Origin of the sequence: Pseudomonas sp. NFACC46-3, from assembly GCF_900114515.1 — a bacterium.
In the GTDB taxonomy this organism is placed as follows: Bacteria; Pseudomonadota; Gammaproteobacteria; order Pseudomonadales; family Pseudomonadaceae; genus Aquipseudomonas; species Aquipseudomonas fluorescens_Q.
Map to the genome: position 1 here is coordinate 80,412 of NZ_FOTH01000013.1, position 16,337 is coordinate 96,748.

Annotated in this window: 18 protein-coding genes and 2 pseudogenes; 10 read left to right on the top strand and 10 right to left on the bottom strand. The window is 62.1% G+C overall.

The window, feature by feature from the left end; all coding sequences use genetic code 11:
* Window positions 1–4 precede the first annotated feature (4 nt).
* From BM300_RS31415 to BM300_RS31795, 4 genes and pseudogenes are all read right to left on the bottom strand, one after another.
* Window positions 5–751: pseudogene (locus BM300_RS31415) on the bottom strand (uroporphyrinogen-III synthase); the annotation flags it as partial.
* Window positions 748–1,689, bottom strand: coding sequence for a hydroxymethylbilane synthase (gene hemC / locus BM300_RS15045; protein WP_063323841.1), 942 nt, complete (start codon window positions 1,687–1,689; stop codon window positions 748–750). The pseudogene BM300_RS31415 and the gene hemC, both read right to left, overlap by 4 nt.
* A gap of 137 nt (window positions 1,690–1,826) precedes the next feature.
* Complete coding sequence (locus BM300_RS15050; RefSeq protein ID WP_003206780.1) at window positions 1,827–2,573, bottom strand: LytR/AlgR family response regulator transcription factor; 747 nt, start codon at window positions 2,571–2,573, stop codon at window positions 1,827–1,829.
* Window positions 2,570–2,719: pseudogene (locus BM300_RS31795) on the bottom strand (sensor histidine kinase); the annotation flags it as partial. The gene BM300_RS15050 and the pseudogene BM300_RS31795, both read right to left, overlap by 4 nt.
* 316 nt (window positions 2,720–3,035) lie before the next feature.
* Here BM300_RS31795 and argH point away from each other — a divergent pair.
* Window positions 3,036–4,430 carry an argininosuccinate lyase gene (gene argH, locus BM300_RS15060; RefSeq protein ID WP_063323839.1) on the top strand — a complete coding sequence of 465 codons (1,395 nt, stop codon included), beginning with the start codon at window positions 3,036–3,038 and terminating at the stop codon, window positions 4,428–4,430.
* A 132-nt stretch (window positions 4,431–4,562) separates the two neighbouring features.
* Here the strand turns inward: argH and BM300_RS15065 are convergent, their stop codons facing one another.
* Complete coding sequence (locus tag BM300_RS15065) at window positions 4,563–5,222, bottom strand: glutathione S-transferase family protein (protein WP_092148232.1); 660 nt, start codon at window positions 5,220–5,222, stop codon at window positions 4,563–4,565.
* A gap of 124 nt (window positions 5,223–5,346) precedes the next feature.
* Here BM300_RS15065 and BM300_RS15070 point away from each other — a divergent pair, with 124 nt between their 5' ends.
* The 3 genes from BM300_RS15070 to BM300_RS15080 all read left to right on the top strand — a co-directional run bounded on the left by BM300_RS15070 (window position 5,347) and on the right by BM300_RS15080 (window position 9,114).
* The gene (locus tag BM300_RS15070; RefSeq protein WP_092148235.1) at window positions 5,347–5,631 is read left to right on the top strand and encodes a hypothetical protein; all 285 of its coding nucleotides are present in this window, start codon (window positions 5,347–5,349) and stop codon (window positions 5,629–5,631) included.
* Window positions 5,632–5,857: 226 nt separating this feature from the next.
* Entirely contained in the window at window positions 5,858–6,103 is a 246-nt protein-coding gene (locus tag BM300_RS15075; protein WP_003206789.1) for a TIGR02647 family protein, read from the top strand.
* Between the two features lie 167 nt (window positions 6,104–6,270).
* Window positions 6,271–9,114 (top strand): class I adenylate cyclase, encoded by a 2,844-nt coding sequence (locus BM300_RS15080; RefSeq protein WP_092221281.1) that lies wholly within the window; start codon window positions 6,271–6,273, stop codon window positions 9,112–9,114.
* A 7-nt stretch (window positions 9,115–9,121) separates the two neighbouring features.
* Here the strand turns inward: BM300_RS15080 and rnk are convergent, their stop codons facing one another.
* The 3 genes from rnk to cyaY all read right to left on the bottom strand — a co-directional run bounded on the left by rnk (window position 9,122) and on the right by cyaY (window position 10,388).
* Window positions 9,122–9,532, bottom strand: coding sequence for a nucleoside diphosphate kinase regulator (gene rnk, locus BM300_RS15085; protein ID WP_014340819.1), 411 nt, complete (start codon window positions 9,530–9,532; stop codon window positions 9,122–9,124).
* 300 nt (window positions 9,533–9,832) lie between these two features.
* Window positions 9,833–10,051 (bottom strand): DUF1289 domain-containing protein, encoded by a 219-nt coding sequence (locus tag BM300_RS15090; protein WP_092148241.1) that lies wholly within the window; start codon window positions 10,049–10,051, stop codon window positions 9,833–9,835.
* A 4-nt stretch (window positions 10,052–10,055) separates the two neighbouring features.
* A complete protein-coding gene (gene cyaY, locus BM300_RS15095; RefSeq protein ID WP_092148244.1) occupies window positions 10,056–10,388 on the bottom strand; it encodes an iron donor protein CyaY in 333 nt (110 codons plus the stop codon).
* A 185-nt stretch (window positions 10,389–10,573) separates the two neighbouring features.
* On the opposite strand from cyaY, the gene BM300_RS15100 reads away from it, so the two are divergent.
* The 6 genes from BM300_RS15100 to BM300_RS15125 are packed head-to-tail and all read left to right on the top strand — an operon-like array spanning window position 10,574 to window position 15,175.
* Window positions 10,574–10,744, top strand: coding sequence for an LPS translocon maturation chaperone LptM (locus tag BM300_RS15100; RefSeq protein WP_092463238.1), 171 nt, complete (start codon window positions 10,574–10,576; stop codon window positions 10,742–10,744).
* Window positions 10,745–10,753: 9 nt separating this feature from the next.
* A complete protein-coding gene (lysA, locus tag BM300_RS15105; protein ID WP_092148247.1) occupies window positions 10,754–12,001 on the top strand; it encodes a diaminopimelate decarboxylase in 1,248 nt (415 codons plus the stop codon).
* 4 nt (window positions 12,002–12,005) lie between these two features.
* A complete protein-coding gene (dapF, locus tag BM300_RS15110; protein WP_003206804.1) occupies window positions 12,006–12,836 on the top strand; it encodes a diaminopimelate epimerase in 831 nt (276 codons plus the stop codon).
* Between the two features lie 13 nt (window positions 12,837–12,849).
* Window positions 12,850–13,572, top strand: coding sequence for a DUF484 family protein (locus BM300_RS15115; RefSeq protein ID WP_063323833.1), 723 nt, complete (start codon window positions 12,850–12,852; stop codon window positions 13,570–13,572).
* 2 nt (window positions 13,573–13,574) lie between these two features.
* Window positions 13,575–14,474 carry a tyrosine recombinase XerC gene (gene xerC / locus BM300_RS15120; protein WP_092148250.1) on the top strand — a complete coding sequence of 300 codons (900 nt, stop codon included), beginning with the start codon at window positions 13,575–13,577 and terminating at the stop codon, window positions 14,472–14,474.
* Window positions 14,471–15,175: an HAD family hydrolase gene (locus BM300_RS15125; protein ID WP_063323831.1), complete on the top strand. Its 705-nt coding sequence runs from the start codon at window positions 14,471–14,473 to the stop codon at window positions 15,173–15,175. Before xerC ends, BM300_RS15125 begins: the two co-directional genes overlap by 4 nt.
* 207 nt (window positions 15,176–15,382) lie before the next feature.
* Here BM300_RS15125 and sutA read toward each other — a convergent pair whose 3' ends face one another.
* Window positions 15,383–15,706 (bottom strand): transcriptional regulator SutA, encoded by a 324-nt coding sequence (sutA, locus tag BM300_RS15130; protein ID WP_003206813.1) that lies wholly within the window; start codon window positions 15,704–15,706, stop codon window positions 15,383–15,385.
* 102 nt (window positions 15,707–15,808) lie between these two features.
* Window positions 15,809–16,234 carry a secondary thiamine-phosphate synthase enzyme YjbQ gene (locus tag BM300_RS15135; protein ID WP_092148355.1) on the bottom strand — a complete coding sequence of 142 codons (426 nt, stop codon included), beginning with the start codon at window positions 16,232–16,234 and terminating at the stop codon, window positions 15,809–15,811.
* Between the last annotated feature and the right edge of the window lie 103 nt (window positions 16,235–16,337).

A 16,337-nucleotide genomic window follows, 5' to 3' on the forward strand; every position in this document is an offset into this window, starting at 1 on the left:
AGTGTTCCCGTAACGCCGCCAGCAAAGCCGCGGCATTGGCGCCACGACAATCCACAACTGTTCGGGCCCCGGCGGCACGCGCCATCTCGGCAACCCTTGGGCTTGGAACAAACAACGGTAACCGCGCCAAGGCCGGCCACGCATCGCCGGCCAGCCGCTGCAGATGCTCGAAGCCCTGCCCACTGCTGACCACCAGTGCGTTCAAGTGTTCCGCTTCGACTTTCGCCGGCAACGCCCCTTCGCCGTAATCGGGCAAGTGGCGGCGGTACAATTCCAGATAATCGACACTAGCACCTTGCTCGCGCAAACGCTCTGCCAGCAAGCCACGCCCGCCTTCACCGCGCACGATCAAAACCTTGGGGTCGGGCCGCGCAACAGCCTGGCGCAAGACCAGGTGTTCCAGCAAGGCTTCGCTGTCATCGCCGTTATCGGGATAAAACACCGTGAGGCCGGCATCGACGAGAATCTGTCCGGTGGCCGCCCCCACGCTGAACCATGGTTGGTCTGGAGGCTGGGGCCAGTATTGGCGCAGCAACTCGACGCACAGGCGTGCGGCCGGTTTGCTGACGACGATCACGGCAGAGTATTGGTCCAGCACCTGGAGTATCGCCCGCCCGGCATCGGACAGCGGGAGCGGCTCGATATCCAGCAAGGGCAGGCTGCTGCTGTAGACCCCCGCTTCGGCCAGGACAGCCGCCAGCGCCGACGACTCGTCCGCCGGCCGGGTGAGCAGCAGCCGCCAACCCGTCACGTGTGGCCGGCCTCGCCATAGACGGCCTTGAGGATGTCGGCGGCGCCCTGGCTCAACAGATCCTCGGCCACCCGCACGCCCAACGCCTCGGCATCGTGGCGCGGCGCCCGGGCGTCGGCGCTGAGCAGCCGGCCACCGTTGGGATCCCCCACCAGGCCACGCAACCAGACCTGTTCGCCTTCCAGCACGGCGTAACAGGCGATCGGCACTTGGCAACCGCCATTGAGGTGTTTGTTAAGGGCGCGCTCGGCGAATACCCGCGTAGCGGTGTCTTCATGGTGCAGCGGCGCCAGCAAGGCATGGATGTCGCTGTCGGCGCTACGGCACTCGATGCCCACCGCCCCTTGTCCACCGGCCGGCAGGCTGTCGTCGACGCTGATGGCCGAGGTGATGCGATCTTCAAAGCCCAGGCGGATCAGGCCGGCGGCGGCGAGAATGATCGCGTCGTACTCACCGGCATCGAGCTTGGCCAGGCGCGTATTGACGTTACCGCGCAGGAAACGGATTTGCAGGTCCGGGCGGCGAGTCAGCAACTGTGCCTGGCGACGCAGGCTGGAAGTACCCACCACGCTCCCGGCGGGCAGTGCGTCAAGACTGGAGAACGTGTTGGAGACGAACGCATCGCGGGGGTCTTCCCGCTCGCAGATGCAAAACAGGCCCAGGCCTTCGGGGAAGTCCATGGGCACGTCTTTCATCGAATGCACGGCGATGTCGGCTTCGTTGTCCAGCAACGCGGTTTCCAGTTCCTTGACGAACAGGCCCTTGCCGCCGATCTTCGACAGCGGCGAATCCAGCAGCTTGTCACCGCGACTGACCATGGGCACCAGGGTCACGATCAGGCCGGGATGGGCCGCTTCCAGGCGGGCTTTGACGTATTCGGCCTGCCAGAGGGCCAAGGCACTTTTACGGGTGGCGATGCGGATCTCGCGAGGGGACATGGATCAATCCGTACTTAAAAGATACGGCAGATAATAACAGCTCAGCCAAAACCGCTTTGATTTGAATCACGACCCTAAGGCCTCCCTGGCCGCCAAATCCTCGAATTGAAACGCATCGAACGCCTTGGACCGCCACATTAAAGCTGCTGCATCATCTTGCGCACGCCGGCCACGTGTCGCCGGCTGACAATCAGCGCGTCGCCATTGAGGCCCTTGAGGAACAGTTGGAAATGCCCAAGGGGGGTGCGTTGCAAACGCTCGATCCGCTCGCGAGCCACGAGGGCGTTGCGGTGGATGCGTACGAAACGTTCGCCGAACTCGTCTTCGAGGGCCTTGAGAGGCTCATCCAACAACACCTCGCCACTCTCATGGCGCAAGGTCACGTATTTGTGGTCGGCAATGAAATAGACCACCTGGTTCAACGGGATCAGCTCGATGCCTTTGCGGGTGCGCGCACTGATATGGCTGCGCGGGCCGCTGCCGCTTTCGGCGGCCGGACGGGTCAGCGCTGCCAGCTGCACGCGGTTGGGCCGCTCGGCCTTGCGCAAGGCTTCGAGCAACGCCTCGGCCGCCACGGGCTTGACCAGGTAGCCTACGGCGCCGGCCTGCAACACCTCGGGAGGGAAGTCGTCCCGGGTGGTACAGAACACCACGGCGGGCGGCGACTCTCGTTCGCACAGCTTCGCCGCGACCTGTAGACCGTCCAGGCCAGGCATGCGAATGTCGAGCAGCACGATATCCGGCTTGTGGCTGTCAATAAGGGCCAATGCCTCTTCGCCATTGGTGGCGCTCGGCTCCAGGACACTGTAACCCTCGAGCTCGCCAACCATTCGGCTCAGGCGCTCGCGGGCCAGTGGTTCGTCATCAACGATCAGGACATTCATATTGCGCTGGATTCCTGCGTGAGTCTCGCACAAGGATAGCGTAGACAGGGGAAGTGACATCCGTCACGGCGATCCACGCTAAGACTCGTTCGAGGGCCAAAAAGTGCCGCGAGGCGGTTGCCTATCTTTACCAGCGCTTGCCGACCGATGCCCGAGGCCCGTTGTCGCACGGCGTCGCCGTAGGGATTGTTAACTGTCGATCTGACCAATATGAGCCCCCCCTTCTTATCTATATCCGCTGCGCCATGGGTGGAAAAAGCAAAAGTCCTACAGTCCACTGTAGACGGTTGCCACGACGATATTGCTCAATCGAAAAATATCGTTGCGGGAAAACCCGGTTGGATCCCAGGCTTGCATCGAAAAAACCTGCCGACCAGTGCCAGCGCCAGTCCCGGCAACCCTGCTATCATCCGCCGCAGCCTTTAACCGCTACTTTCTCCACAGCCGATCACGAGCGAATTCATGAGCACTGACAAGACCAATCAGTCCTGGGGCGGCCGCTTCAGTGAACCCGTCGACGCCTTCGTCGCCCGCTTCACCGCCTCCGTCAACTTTGACCAGCGCCTGTATCGCCACGACATCATGGGCTCGATCGCCCACGCCACCATGCTGGCCAAGGTCGGCGTGCTGACCGATGCCGAGCGCGACAGCATCATCGACGGCCTGAAGACCATCCAGGCTGAAATCGAGGCCGGCCAGTTCGACTGGCGCGTCGACCTCGAAGACGTACACATGAACATCGAAGCGCGCCTGACCGACCGCATCGGCGTGACGGGCAAGAAACTGCACACCGGCCGCAGCCGCAACGACCAGGTCGCCACCGACATCCGCCTGTGGCTGCGCGATGAGATCGACCTGATCCTGGCCGAAATCACTCGCCTGCAAAAAGGCCTGCTGGAGCAAGCCGGGCGCGAAGCCGAGAGCATCATGCCGGGCTTCACGCACCTGCAAACCGCCCAACCTGTAACGTTTGGGCATCACATGCTGGCCTGGTTCGAAATGCTCAGCCGCGACTACGAGCGCCTGGTGGACTGCCGCAAGCGCACCAACCGCATGCCCCTGGGCAGCGCCGCGCTGGCCGGCACCACGTACCCGATCGACCGTGAATACACCGCGCAGTTGCTGGGCTTTGACGCCGTGGGCGGCAACTCGCTGGATAACGTCTCGGACCGTGATTTCGCCATCGAATTCTGCGCCGCCGCAAGCATCGCGATGATGCACCTGTCGCGCTTCTCCGAAGAGCTGGTGCTGTGGACCAGTGCGCAATTTCAGTTCATTGACCTGCCGGACCGCTTCTGCACCGGCAGCTCGATCATGCCGCAAAAGAAAAACCCTGACGTGCCGGAGCTGGTGCGGGGCAAGAGTGGCCGGGTGTTCGGCGCATTGATGGGTCTGCTGACCCTGATGAAAGGCCAGCCGCTGGCCTACAACAAGGACAACCAGGAAGACAAGGAACCGCTGTTCGACGCCGCCGATACCTTGCGCGACTCGCTGCGGGCCTTCGCCGACATGATCCCGGCCATCAAGCCCAAGCACGCGGTGATGCGCGAAGCGGCCCTGCGCGGCTTCTCCACCGCCACGGACCTGGCCGATTACCTGGTGCGCCGTGGCCTGCCGTTCCGTGACTGCCACGAAATCGTCGGTCACGCCGTGAAGTACGGCGTGGACAGCGGCAAGGACCTGGCGGAAATGAGCCTGGACGAACTGCGCCAGTTCAGCGACCAGATCGAACAGGACGTGTTTGCCGTGCTGACCCTCGAAGGCTCGGTCAATGCCCGTGACCACATCGGCGGCACCGCGCCGGCGCAGGTCAAGGCAGCTGTGGTACGTGGCCAGGCGTTGCTCGCCAGCCGCTAAAAGCTGAAAAGCTTCGCGAGCAAGCCCGCTCCCACATTGGATCCCTGTGTGTTCACAAGAATTGTGTTCGCTGGAGATCTACTGTGGGAGCGGGCTTGCTCGCGAAGGCGATCCAGAGATCACCACAACAATTTACTTCTTGGCAGCGATCATCGCCAAAAACGCCGGCATCGCCGCCTCTCTGTCCGCCGCAATCCGCTGCACATTTGGATTCTGTTCCAAGCGCTCCATCAGCGCCTTGGCCGCTGGCATGCCTGCCAGCAAGTCGATATCGAACAGCTTCCTGCCCACCTGCAAGGCCAGGGATAAGCTGTAGAAGAAATACAGATCGGCCAGGCTCATGCGCTCGCCCGCCACATAGGGCGAGAATTTGCCGTGCCTGCCAAGCGAGGCAAACCCCAGCAGCAATTCGGCCTTGGTCTTTTGCTTGATGGCATCGGGCACCGGCGTGCCGAAAAATGCCTCGCCATAACAGGCTCGCCCCGGCAGCTCGATGTACAACTCGATTTCCCTGCACAAGGCCAGCACCTGGGCACGCTCGAACGGGTCACCGGGCAGCAGGGCTTTCCCGGGCTGGGTTTGCTCGATGTACTCAAGGATCACGCTGGTCTCGTTGATAAACCCTTGTTCGGTCTTCAACACCGGGACCTTGCCGCGTGGGCTGACAGCGAGCGCTTCAGGGGTCTGGCTTGGGTAAAACGGCACTTCCTCGAAAGGCAGGCCCTTCTCCAGCAGCGCCAGCTTGACCATGTTGTAGTAGTTACTGACAGAAAAACCGTAAAGCTTGAGCATCACAAAGCCTCCAGGCCGTGCGGGGTTGGCAGCCAAGCGTTATAGACCGCCAGGGCATTTCTTGCCAGGCGCATCACGCCGCTGAATGCAGGTAAACTGGCGACCTTTCTCCCAGGAGCCTGCCATGAGCGAGCCAACCGACATCGACAACGACGAAGAAGAATTCGTCGAGAACACGCTGATCCAGGCCATCGAAAACCAGATCGAAAGTGACAATCCGCCTGCGGCCAAGGCCACTTTCAACAAGTTGACCCTGGTCGGTTATGAGCGCGAAGAAATCCTCAACCTGATGGCCCATGTGCTGGCGGTGGAAATCGACGCGATCCTGGAAGAGGACCGCGCGTTCGATACCCAATGGTACGAAGCGGCGCTGCGCGCCCTCCCCGAGTTGCCGCCGGAAAAGAACTGAACCGACAGGCAAAAGTTGCTTCTGTGGCGAGGGAGCTTGCTCCCACTGGGGCGCGAAGCGGCCCCAATAGCTTGACGACTGCTGCGCAGCCGAGCGGGAGCAAGCTCCCTCGCCACAAAGAATTGCTTTAAACAAAAAAACCATGACACTGAGACTGGACAGCTCGGCCGAGTGCGCTCACCTTAGTGACGCTGTCGACCAAATTCCTAGAAAGTCTGGAGTCCTTATGTCGCTTACCCCTGAGCTGGTTGCCGAACTGGAAATCCTTGCACTCTTCAACCTGGACAGTTCCCAGGAAGGCCTGAAAATTCATCAGACCGCTGCCCCTAAAGCGATTGCCGCTGCCCAACGCCTGTTCGAAAAAGAACTGATCACCCAGCCCGATGGTGGTTACCTGACAAGCCTGGGCCGAGATGCCGCCCAAAACGTACAAACCGTCCTGACAATACTCAGCGTGCAAGAAGCCGCCTGATCCCCCTGTCGCCCACGGAAATCTCCCTTACGGGATTTCCGCAGGCGCACGGGTGCCCTGCGTAAAAAACCGGCATCCGAATTCTGTTTTCAGCTTAAGTATTCCCAAGATCGGGCGCTAACCTGCCATCACCCCACGTTCGACGCCGCGAGCCGGTTTGAGCTGACATGACCCGCAATCACGAAATACGCCCTGATCTGGACGAGGGAATCGACCGCAAGGTCTTGAACCAGTTGCGCGCACGTTTTCTCAAGCTCAACACCGTGCGGATGGAGCGCGCCCTCGAAGGACTGTCGCCGCGCCAGCAAGGCGTGCTGACGTTGCTGCCGCTGTTCTTCCACGTCAACCATCCGCTGCTGCCCGGCTACGTTTCCGGCAGCACGCCTGCCGGGCTGTCGAACTACGAGCCTGACGCCAATATCCTTGCCGAAGCCCAGCGGCTGACCCGTTCGTTTTCCTACAAGCCCCGGCATGGCAGCAACCCGCCACGGCCGATCCTTGGCCTGTTCCTGATGGGCAGCCTCGGCACCCTGGCCCAGGCCGACCAGAGCGACATGGACGTGTGGGTGTGCCACGGGCCGGACCTGAGCGACGATGAACTGGCCGAGCTGCGCAAGAAATGCCAGTTGCTGGAGATCTGGGCGGCGACCCAGGGCGCCGAAGCCCACTTTTTCCTGATCGACCCAGCGCGTTTCGTAAGGGGTGACCGTGACAACCAGCTCAGTTCCGACGATTGCGGCACCACCCAGCATTACCTGCTGCTGGACGAGTTCTACCGCACCGCGATCTGGCTGGCCGGGCGCACGCCGATCTGGTGGCTGGTACCGGTCTATGAAGAAGAGAACTATGAGCAATACACCCATACGCTGATGTCCAAGCGTTTCATTCGCGCCGATGAAACCCTGGACCTGGGACACCTGGCCTACATTCCGCCAGGCGAATTCGTCGGTGCCGGGCTCTGGCAGCTGTTCAAGGGTATCGAATCGCCCTACAAATCCGTGCTCAAGCTGCTGCTGACCGAGGTCTATGCCAGTGAACACCCGAATGTTCGCTGCCTGAGCCTGCGCTTCAAACAGGCCGTATTTGCCAATCGCCTGGACCTCGAAGAGCTGGATCCGTACATGCTGGTCTATCGCCGCATCGAGGAATACCTCAATGCCCGCGGCGAATCCGAACGCCTGGAGTTGATCCGCCGCGCGCTGTACCTGAAGGTCAATCGCAAGCTCACCGGCCAGATGCGTAGCAACGGCTGGCAACGGGTGCTGCTCGAACGACTGGCTCGGGAATGGGGCTGGGACCAGCGTCAACTGGCGCTGCTGGACGCCCGCAGCCAATGGAAAGTCCGCCAGGTCAGCCACGAGCGACGGGCCCTGGTCAACGAACTCACCCACAGCTACCGCTTCCTGACCCAGTTCGCCCGCACCGAGAAAACCGTCAGCCTGATCAACAAGCGCGATCTCAACGTGCTTGGCCGGCGGCTGTATGCCGCCTTCGAACGCAAGGCCGACAAGGTCGAGTTCATCAACCCCGGCATTGCGCCGGACCTGGCCGAAGACACCCTGACGCTGGTCCAGTCACCCAACAAGAAAGAACCGGGGCAGAACCAGTGGGCGCTGTACAACGGCAGCCTCAACGCCCTGGAGTGGGAAAATTTCGCGCCGATCAAGCGCTGCCGCGAGCTACTGGAACTGCTGACCTGGTGCCATCGCAACGGCGTAATCGACAGCAGCACGCGCCTGGCGCTGCACCCAGGCGACAGCGACCTGAGCGAGTTCGAACTGTTCAACCTGCTGGGCAGCCTGCAACAGTCCATCGCCCTGCCCTTGACCACCGTGGATGAAGCACAGTTGCTGCGCGCCAGCGTGCCCAGCGAAGTGTTGATCCTGGTGAACGTCGGCGTCGACCCGCTCAAGCACCACCGCGACCTGAATATCCTGATGACCACCGAGCGCACCGACTCCCTGAGCTATGCCGGGGTCCGGGAGAACCTGGTGCTGACCCTCGACCAGGTCACGCTCAACAGCTGGAACGAGGTGCTGGTCAACCGTTTTGACGGCGAACACGCCCTGCTCGACTGCCTGCGCGATTACCTCAACGACCTGCCCGTCACCCAGCACCAGCCACGCTTGCAGGTGCGCTGCTTCTGCCACAACCGCGCCCAATTCATTGCGCGGCGCGTGGAAGAAGTCATCGACACGGCGCAGACCCTGCTGCTGAGCCGGCTCAATCACCGCTATCTGCTTCAGGTCCAACAGCACTATCACGTGTTGGAGCTGGTGCCCGGCCAGGTCAATCACGTGGCGCTGGGCAGCCTGTCGGCGCTGATGGATTACCTGGGCGAGGAACTGACAGCCTACAGCCCCTTGCACCTGGACCCGATGGCCCTGGACGACCATGACCTGGCGCTGATCCTGCCCATGGGCCAGCCCGAGTGCATCCAGGTGTTCTACCGCGTCGACGAAGACGAGGCCGATCTGTACGTGCTCGACGAGTTCAACGCACTGTGGCAACAACACGTGCCTTATCACGACGAACAAAGCCTGCTGGTGCCGCTGCAACGCTTTTTGCAGTCGGTGCTTTATCGTCGCGATGCCCTGCTGCCGCTGGATGCCGCCCAGCCGCTGACCCTGGAAACCCTGTACTACCAGTTATTGCCCTCAGGCAGTGGCCGGGCGCGACGGATCGAAGCGCGGCAAGCCCCGCAGACGCTGGTCAACAAGCCGTTCTATGACGTGCAGGCGATCATCGGCAAAGCGGCGCACGGGCAGGTGCACGTCACCCTGTACTGCGATCAGCAGGAGTTTTCCGAACTGGAACATGGCGACCAACTGTTCCGCGTGGTCGCCAGGGAGATCGTCGAACAGCGCCGCGAAGCCCAGCGCTATCGCTGCTACATCACCGACCTGGACCTCTCGGGCCTGGTGGGCGACGGCGCCTGTTCAAGCAATTTGTACCTGCGCTACAAGGCCGACCTGGAACGCGCCCTGAACGAGGCACTGAACCAGGTCTGAGACGGGTTCAGAACGCACAGTCGCCGCCGTTGACCGGCTGCGACTCGACCTCCAGCAACGTCAGCTTTAGCGTCTTGCCACCCGGGGCGGGCCAGTCGATGTGCTGGCCGACCTTCAGGCCCAGCAACGCACTGCCCACCGGCGCCAGGATCGAGATCCGGCCTTCGTCGGCGTTCGCGTCCTGCGGATAAACCAGCGTGAGGTGATAGTCCTTGCCGCTGCTTTCTTCGCGACAATGCACGCGCGAGTTCATGGTCACGACATCGGCAGGCACTTCTTCGTGGCCCACCACGTTCTCGGCGCGATCCAGTTCGGTTTGCAGCGCAATCACACCCGGCAGCGTTTCATCAAGGCTGTCGATCAGGCGTTCCAGACGCTGTACGTCCAGACGGGTAAGGGTGATGGAAGGTGCGGTCATGATCCTGGCAGACTCCTTTCTTCTGCACAAAAAAAGCAAAACCCCGCCACAAAAAGGCGGGGTTTTCACGGGCCTCGATGGATTGAGGCGTAACCGGACACTATCACAGCTCAATAAATAAACAAGTCAGGCGGGACCTGCCCTATCTATGGACAGTGAACCATGTCCCCGGACCAAACAAATCCCTGTGGCGAGGGAGCTTGCTCCCGCTGGGTTGCGAAGCGACCCCAAAATCCTGCGACTGCTGCGCAGCCGAGCGGGAGCAAGCTCCCTCGCCACAAAAACTTCCAAGGCCAATGGTTACCTCAGGGATTGGCGCTTAGCCGCCTCGGCGCAGATGACCCGGCGGCGCTCATCGTCGGCCGAGCGCCATTCGCGGATGTGCTCCACATGGCGGAAACAGCCGAGACAGACCTTCTGTTCATCCAGCTTGCACACGCTGGTGCAGGGCGACGGGACGGCGGGGCTGACGTTGCTGTAGAGCGGCTTGGGTGGCCGCGCCGGGGCTGTCTGGTTCACGCGGTTACAGCCCTTCGAAATCGAGTTCCACGCCCGCCTGCTGCTTGACGATGCGCTCGAGCATTTCGCCCAACTGCTCTTCGCTCTTGTCGCACATCCAGCGCTCGCTTTCTTCGTCGTAGTCGAAGTGAAAGCCACCGGAGACCGCCGCCAGCCACAATTGCCGCAACGGCTCCTGGCGACTGAAAATCAACTGACTGCCGTTTTCGAACTTGACGGTAAGTACACCGGCAGAGACTTCCAGGTCAATGTCCAGGTCACTGTCATCGAACACATCCTCCAGCGTTTGCTGGGTCGCATCGACCAGATCGTGGAAACGGGCTTCAGTCAAACTCATTGCGGCAACCTCGAAAATGTCTGCTCATGCTCAAGCGCCGCAAGATACGGACGCTTCCCGGCGATTGCAAAGGATATACCCACTGACGATCACCAGCGCCGCCAGACGGGCACCCCGTTGCATAGGCAAGCTGACGGGTGGCCGGTATACTCCGGCGCAATTAAAGCATTTTCAAGGATTTCGCCATGAAGCGCCTGATCTCTTCCCTTGCTGCGCTCGTCGCGGTTGCCTGCCTCGTGACAGCCTGTGGTCAAAAAGGTCCGCTGTACCTGCCTGATGACAGCAAGTCCCCTGAAGAACAGGCCAAGTCGTCGCAATCCAAGCCACACTCGCACGACACCCACACCACCTACTAAGGGAACGCCATGGACGCTTTTAACTACCGTGGCGGGGAGCTGTTCGCGGAAGGGGTTGCCCTGTCCGCGATCGCCGAACGTTTCGGCACGCCGACCTATGTCTATTCCCGCGCTCACATTGAAGCCCAGTACCGGACATTCGCCGATGCCCTCGTGGGCATGCCGCACCTGGTGTGTTTCGCTGTAAAAGCCAACTCCAACCTGGGTGTGCTCAATGTCCTGGCGCGCCTGGGGGCCGGTTTCGACATCGTCTCCGGTGGCGAGCTCGAACGTGTGCTGGCCGCTGGCGGCAGCGCCGACAAGATCGTCTTCTCCGGCGTCGGCAAGACCCGTGAAGACATGCGCCGCGCCCTGGAAGTTGGCGTGCACTGCTTCAACATCGAGTCCACCGACGAGCTGGAGCGCCTGCAGGTTGTCGCCGCCGAGCTGGGCGTTCGCGCACCGGTCTCCCTGCGCGTGAACCCGGACGTCGACGCCGGCACCCACCCGTACATTTCCACCGGTCTGAAGGAAAACAAGTTCGGCATCGCCATTGCCGACGCCGAAGACGTGTACGTACGCGCTGCCCAACTGCCGAACCTGGAAGTGCTGGGCGTCGACTGCCACATCGGCTCGCAACTGACCACCCTCGAACCGTTCATCGATGCCCTCGACCGCCTGCTGGCGCTGGTCGACCGCCTCGGCGACTGCGGCATCTACCTGCGCCACATCGACCTCGGTGGCGGTGTCGGCGTGCGCTATCGCGATGAAGAGCCGCCGCTGGTGGCCGACTACATCAAGGCCGTGCGTGAGCGCCTCGACGGGCGTGACCTGGCGCTGATGTTCGAACCGGGCCGCTACATCGTCGCCAACGCCGGCGTGCTGCTGACCCAGGTCGAGTACCTCAAGCACACTGAGCACAAGGATTTCGCCATCGTCGACGCGGCGATGAACGACCTGATCCGCCCGGCGCTGTACCAGGCCTGGATGGACGTCACCGCCGTGCGCCCTCGCGACACTGCGGCCCGCCCCTACGACATCGTCGGGCCGATCTGCGAAACCGGCGACTTCCTCGCCAAGGGTCGGGAGCTGGCGCTGGAAGAAGGCGATCTGCTGGCCGTGCATTCGGCTGGAGCCTACGGGTTTGTCATGAGTTCCAACTACAACACCCGCGGCCGTTGCGCCGAGGTGCTGGTGGACGGTGATCAGGCATTCGAAGTGCGTCGCCGCGAGACGGTAGCCGAGTTGTATGCCGGCGAAAGCCTGCTACCGGAGTAAAACCATGCTGCTGCGTTTTACCAAGATGCACGGCCTGGGCAATGACTTCATGGTCCTCGACCTGGTCAGCCAGCACGCGCACATCCTGCCCAAGCACGCCAAGCAATGGGGGGACCGGCACACCGGTATCGGTTTCGACCAGTTGTTGATCGTCGAGGCACCCAATAACCCGGACGTGGATTTCCGTTATCGGATCTTCAACGCCGACGGTTCGGAAGTGGAGCAATGCGGCAATGGCGCGCGCTGCTTCGCCCGCTTCGTGCTGGACAAGCGCCTGACCGCCAAGCGGCAGATCCGCGTCGAGACCAAAAGCGGCATCATCGAACTGGATGTGCGCAGCGACGGCCAGATCGGCGTCAACATGGGCGCTCCGCGCCTGGTACCGGCGGACATTCCATTCCAGGCGCCGGCCCAGGCCTTGAGCTATCAGGTGGACGTCGACGGCGCCACGGTGGAACTGGCAGCGGTTTCCATGGGCAACCCCCATGCCGTGCTGCGAGTGGCCGATATCAACAGTGCTCCGGTGCATGAGCTGGGGCCGAAAATCGAGCATCATCCGCGCTTCCCCGCGCGAGTGAACGTCGGTTTCCTGCAAGTCATCGACCGTCACCGCGCACAATTGCGCGTCTGGGAACGCGGTGCCGGGGAAACCCAGGCCTGCGGTACCGGCGCCTGTGCCGCTGCCGTCGCTGCGATCAGCCAGGGGTGGATGGATTCGCCATTGTTGATCGACCTGCCCGGCGGGCGCCTGTCCATCGAATGGGCAGGCCCTGGCCAACCGGTGATGATGACCGGCCCGGCAGTGCGCGTATACGAAGGACAAGTTCGTCTTTGAGTGAGCCAAACCCATGACCGACCAGCCACAGGTTCCAGCCCCACAGCCCGACGAATCCCCCAGTCTGCCAGAAACCGCGGCCGTAGCGGCTTATCTGGAGGCTAACCCGGACTTCTTCGTCGCGCATGAAGAACTGCTCGCGACGATGCGCATCCCCCACCGGCGCGGCGATACCGTGTCGCTGGTGGAGCACCAGATGAAAATCCTGCGCGAGCGCAACATCGAAATGCGCCATCGTCTTTCGCACCTGATGGATGTAGCCCGGGACAACGACCGACTGTTCGACAAGACCCGTCGGCTGATCCTCGCCCTGATGGACGCCAGCACCCTCGAAGACCTGGTCATGAGCGTCGAAGACAGCCTGCGCCAGGATTTCCAAGTGCCCTTTGTCAGCCTGATCCTGTTCGGCGACAACGCCATGCCGGTGGGCCGCTGGGTGACCCATGCCGAAGCGCAGACGGCCATCGGCGGCCTGCTGACGGAAAACAAAAGCGTCAGCGGCAGCCTGCGCGAGCATGAGCTGGACTTCCTGTTCGGCGAAGAACAACGCAAGCAGATCGGCTCCACCGCCGTCGTCGCCATCGCCCATCAGGGCGTGCACGGCGTGCTGGCCATCGCCAGCCGCGATCCGCAGCACTACAAAAGCTCGGTGGGCACGCTGTTTTTGAGCTACATCGCCGAAGTCACCGGCCGGGTGCTGCCGCGGGTCGCCGGTTCGCTGCGCTCGGTACGCTGAGGATGGAACGGCAACTGGACGCCTACTGCGAACACCTGCGCAGTGAGCGCCAGGTGTCGCCCCACACGTTGTCGGCCTATCGCCGCGACCTGGAAAAAGTGCTGGGCTGGTGCCAGAAGCAGAACATCGGCAGCTGGGCGGCCCTGGACATCCAGCGCTTGCGCAGCCTGATCGCTCGCCTGCATCAACAGGGGCAGTCCTCTCGCAGCCTGGCACGCCTGTTGTCAGCGGTACGCGGCCTGTATCACTACCTCAATCGCGAAGGCCTGTGCGACCACGACCCGGCCACCGGGCTGGCACCGCCCAAAGGCGAGCGCCGGCTGCCAAAGACCCTCGACACCGACCGCGCCCTGCAACTGCTCGAAGGTGCCGTCGAGGATGACTTCCTCGCCCGGCGCGACCAGGCGATTCTCGAGCTGTTCTATTCTTCCGGCCTGCGACTTTCAGAGCTGACAGGGCTTAACCTGGATCAACTGGACCTGGCCGATGGCATGGTCCAAGTGCTCGGCAAAGGCAGCAAGACCCGCCTGCTGCCCGTCGGCCGCAAGGCCCGTGAAGCCCTGGAGCAATGGCTGCCGCTGCGGGCGCTGACCAACCCCGCCGACGACGCGGTCTTCGTCAGCCAACAGGGACGGCGCCTTGGCCCGCGGGCCATTCAGTTGCGGGTCAAGGCTGCCGGCGAACGGGAGCTGGGACAGAACCTGCACCCGCACATGCTCCGGCACTCCTTCGCCAGCCATTTGCTGGAGTCCTCCCAGGACCTGCGCGCCGTTCAAGAGCTATTGGGGCACTCGGACATCAAGACCACCCAGATCTACACCCACCTGGATTTCCAGCACCTGGCGACGGTCTATGACAGTGCCCACCCCAGGGCCAAACGCACCAAGGGCGACGAATCATGACCATCGAACTCATCACTTTCGACCTGGACGACACCCTGTGGGACACCGCGCCGGTGATCGCCAGCGCCGAAGCCATACTCCGCCAATGGCTGACCGACAACGCGCCGAACCTGGGCGGCGTGCCGGTGGAGCATCTTTTTTCGATTCGCGAACAAGTGCTGCGCGAGGAGCCTGGGCTGAAGCACCGCATCAGCGCCCTGCGCCGACGGGTGCTGTTTCGCGCCCTGCAGGAAGCCGGCTACGACCAGTGGCAAGCCTCTGAGCTGGCAGACCAGGCCTTCGAGACGTTCTTGCACGCCCGTCATCAGTTGGAGATTTTCCCCGAGGTGCAGCCCACCCTGGAGATCCTGGCCAATCATTTCGCCCTCGGTGTGGTCACCAATGGCAACGCCGATGTGCGCCGCCTGGGGCTGGCGGACTATTTCAAGTTCGCCTTGTGTGCTGAAGACATCGGCATCGCCAAGCCGGACGCGCGGCTATTCCACGAGGCCTTGCTGCGCGGCGGCGCGACGGCGCAGACCGCCGTGCACATTGGCGATCACCCCGGCGATGACATCGCCGGCGCCCAGCAGGCCGGCCTGCGCGCGGTGTGGTTCAACCCGACGGGCAAGGCCTGGGAGGCCGACCATGCACCGGATGCGGAGATCCGCAGCCTGACCGAACTGCCAGGGTTATTGGCAGGGTGGCATCGCCAGCGCTGAACCCTGCTTCACAGCCGCCAAAGCCCTCTGTGGGAGCGAGCTTGCTCGCGATGACGGCAGCACATCCAACATCAATGCCAACAGACCCACCGCTATCGCGAGCAAGCTCGCTCCCACAGGGATTGTGCCTGGCCTGGGAATGGAATCGCGCCCATGAAAAAGCCCGCAGCGACGGCGGGCTTTTTCAGCAAGCAATGAAGCCGATACTCAGATAGGGCGGCTGCCGTACTTGTTGTCAGGCTTCTTGGGCGGATCAGCGACCACGTTGGCCTCCACTTCCTGCACCTTACCGCCCCTGGCCAGGAATTCCTCCATGGCCTTGGCGAGCGCATCACGCTCCTTGTTCTTGGCCTCTACGCTCGGCAACTCGTCGACCGAAACGGCCGCCTTGGCCTTGCCTTTGGCGGTAGGAACCGGAACATCGGCCCCATCGTCGTCGGCAACGTCTTCCGCCGCCGCTTCAAGGCCTTCTTCGGTCTCGTCTTCGTCACCTACTTCGAGGTCGTCGTTTTCCAGATCATCGTCGCTCATGTTCTACCTCATGACTTGCGAAAAGCAGATTAGTTATAGCCCAGCTTCGCCATCTGTTCGAAGGCTGCCAGAAAAAATTCAACATCCGCCGGCAATCAGCGGTTATGCCCCTTCACCGTACAAGGTGGCGAGGACTTTACGAGCACCGCCGTGATCACGGTGCTCGCCCAGATAAACACCTTGCCAGGTACCCAATGCCAGCCGCCCTGCCGTGACCGGCAGACTGAGTTGACAACCGAGCACACTGGCCTTGAAGTGCGCCGGGAGGTCGTCCAGGCCTTCGTCGTTGTGCTCATAATCGGCGGCTCCTTGTGGGATCAGCCGATTGAAAAATCGTTCGAAGTCTCGACGTACCGCCGGATCGGCGTTCTCGTTGATGGTCAACGAAGCCGAGGTATGCTGCAGCCACAGATGCAACAGACCGACACGACACGCCTGGAGTTCAGGCAGGCCGGCAAGCAACTCGTCCGTCACCAGATGAAAGCCCCGAGGCCTTGCCCGCAGGGTTATCAGCGTCTGTTGCCACATACAGATCTCCGCACGTTCGGCGCGCATTCTAGCGCGCTCTGGGAAAAAACAAAGGGCCTAATATTCTTGCTTCGGTGTAAGCCTTTGGCGGTATAAAAACCCA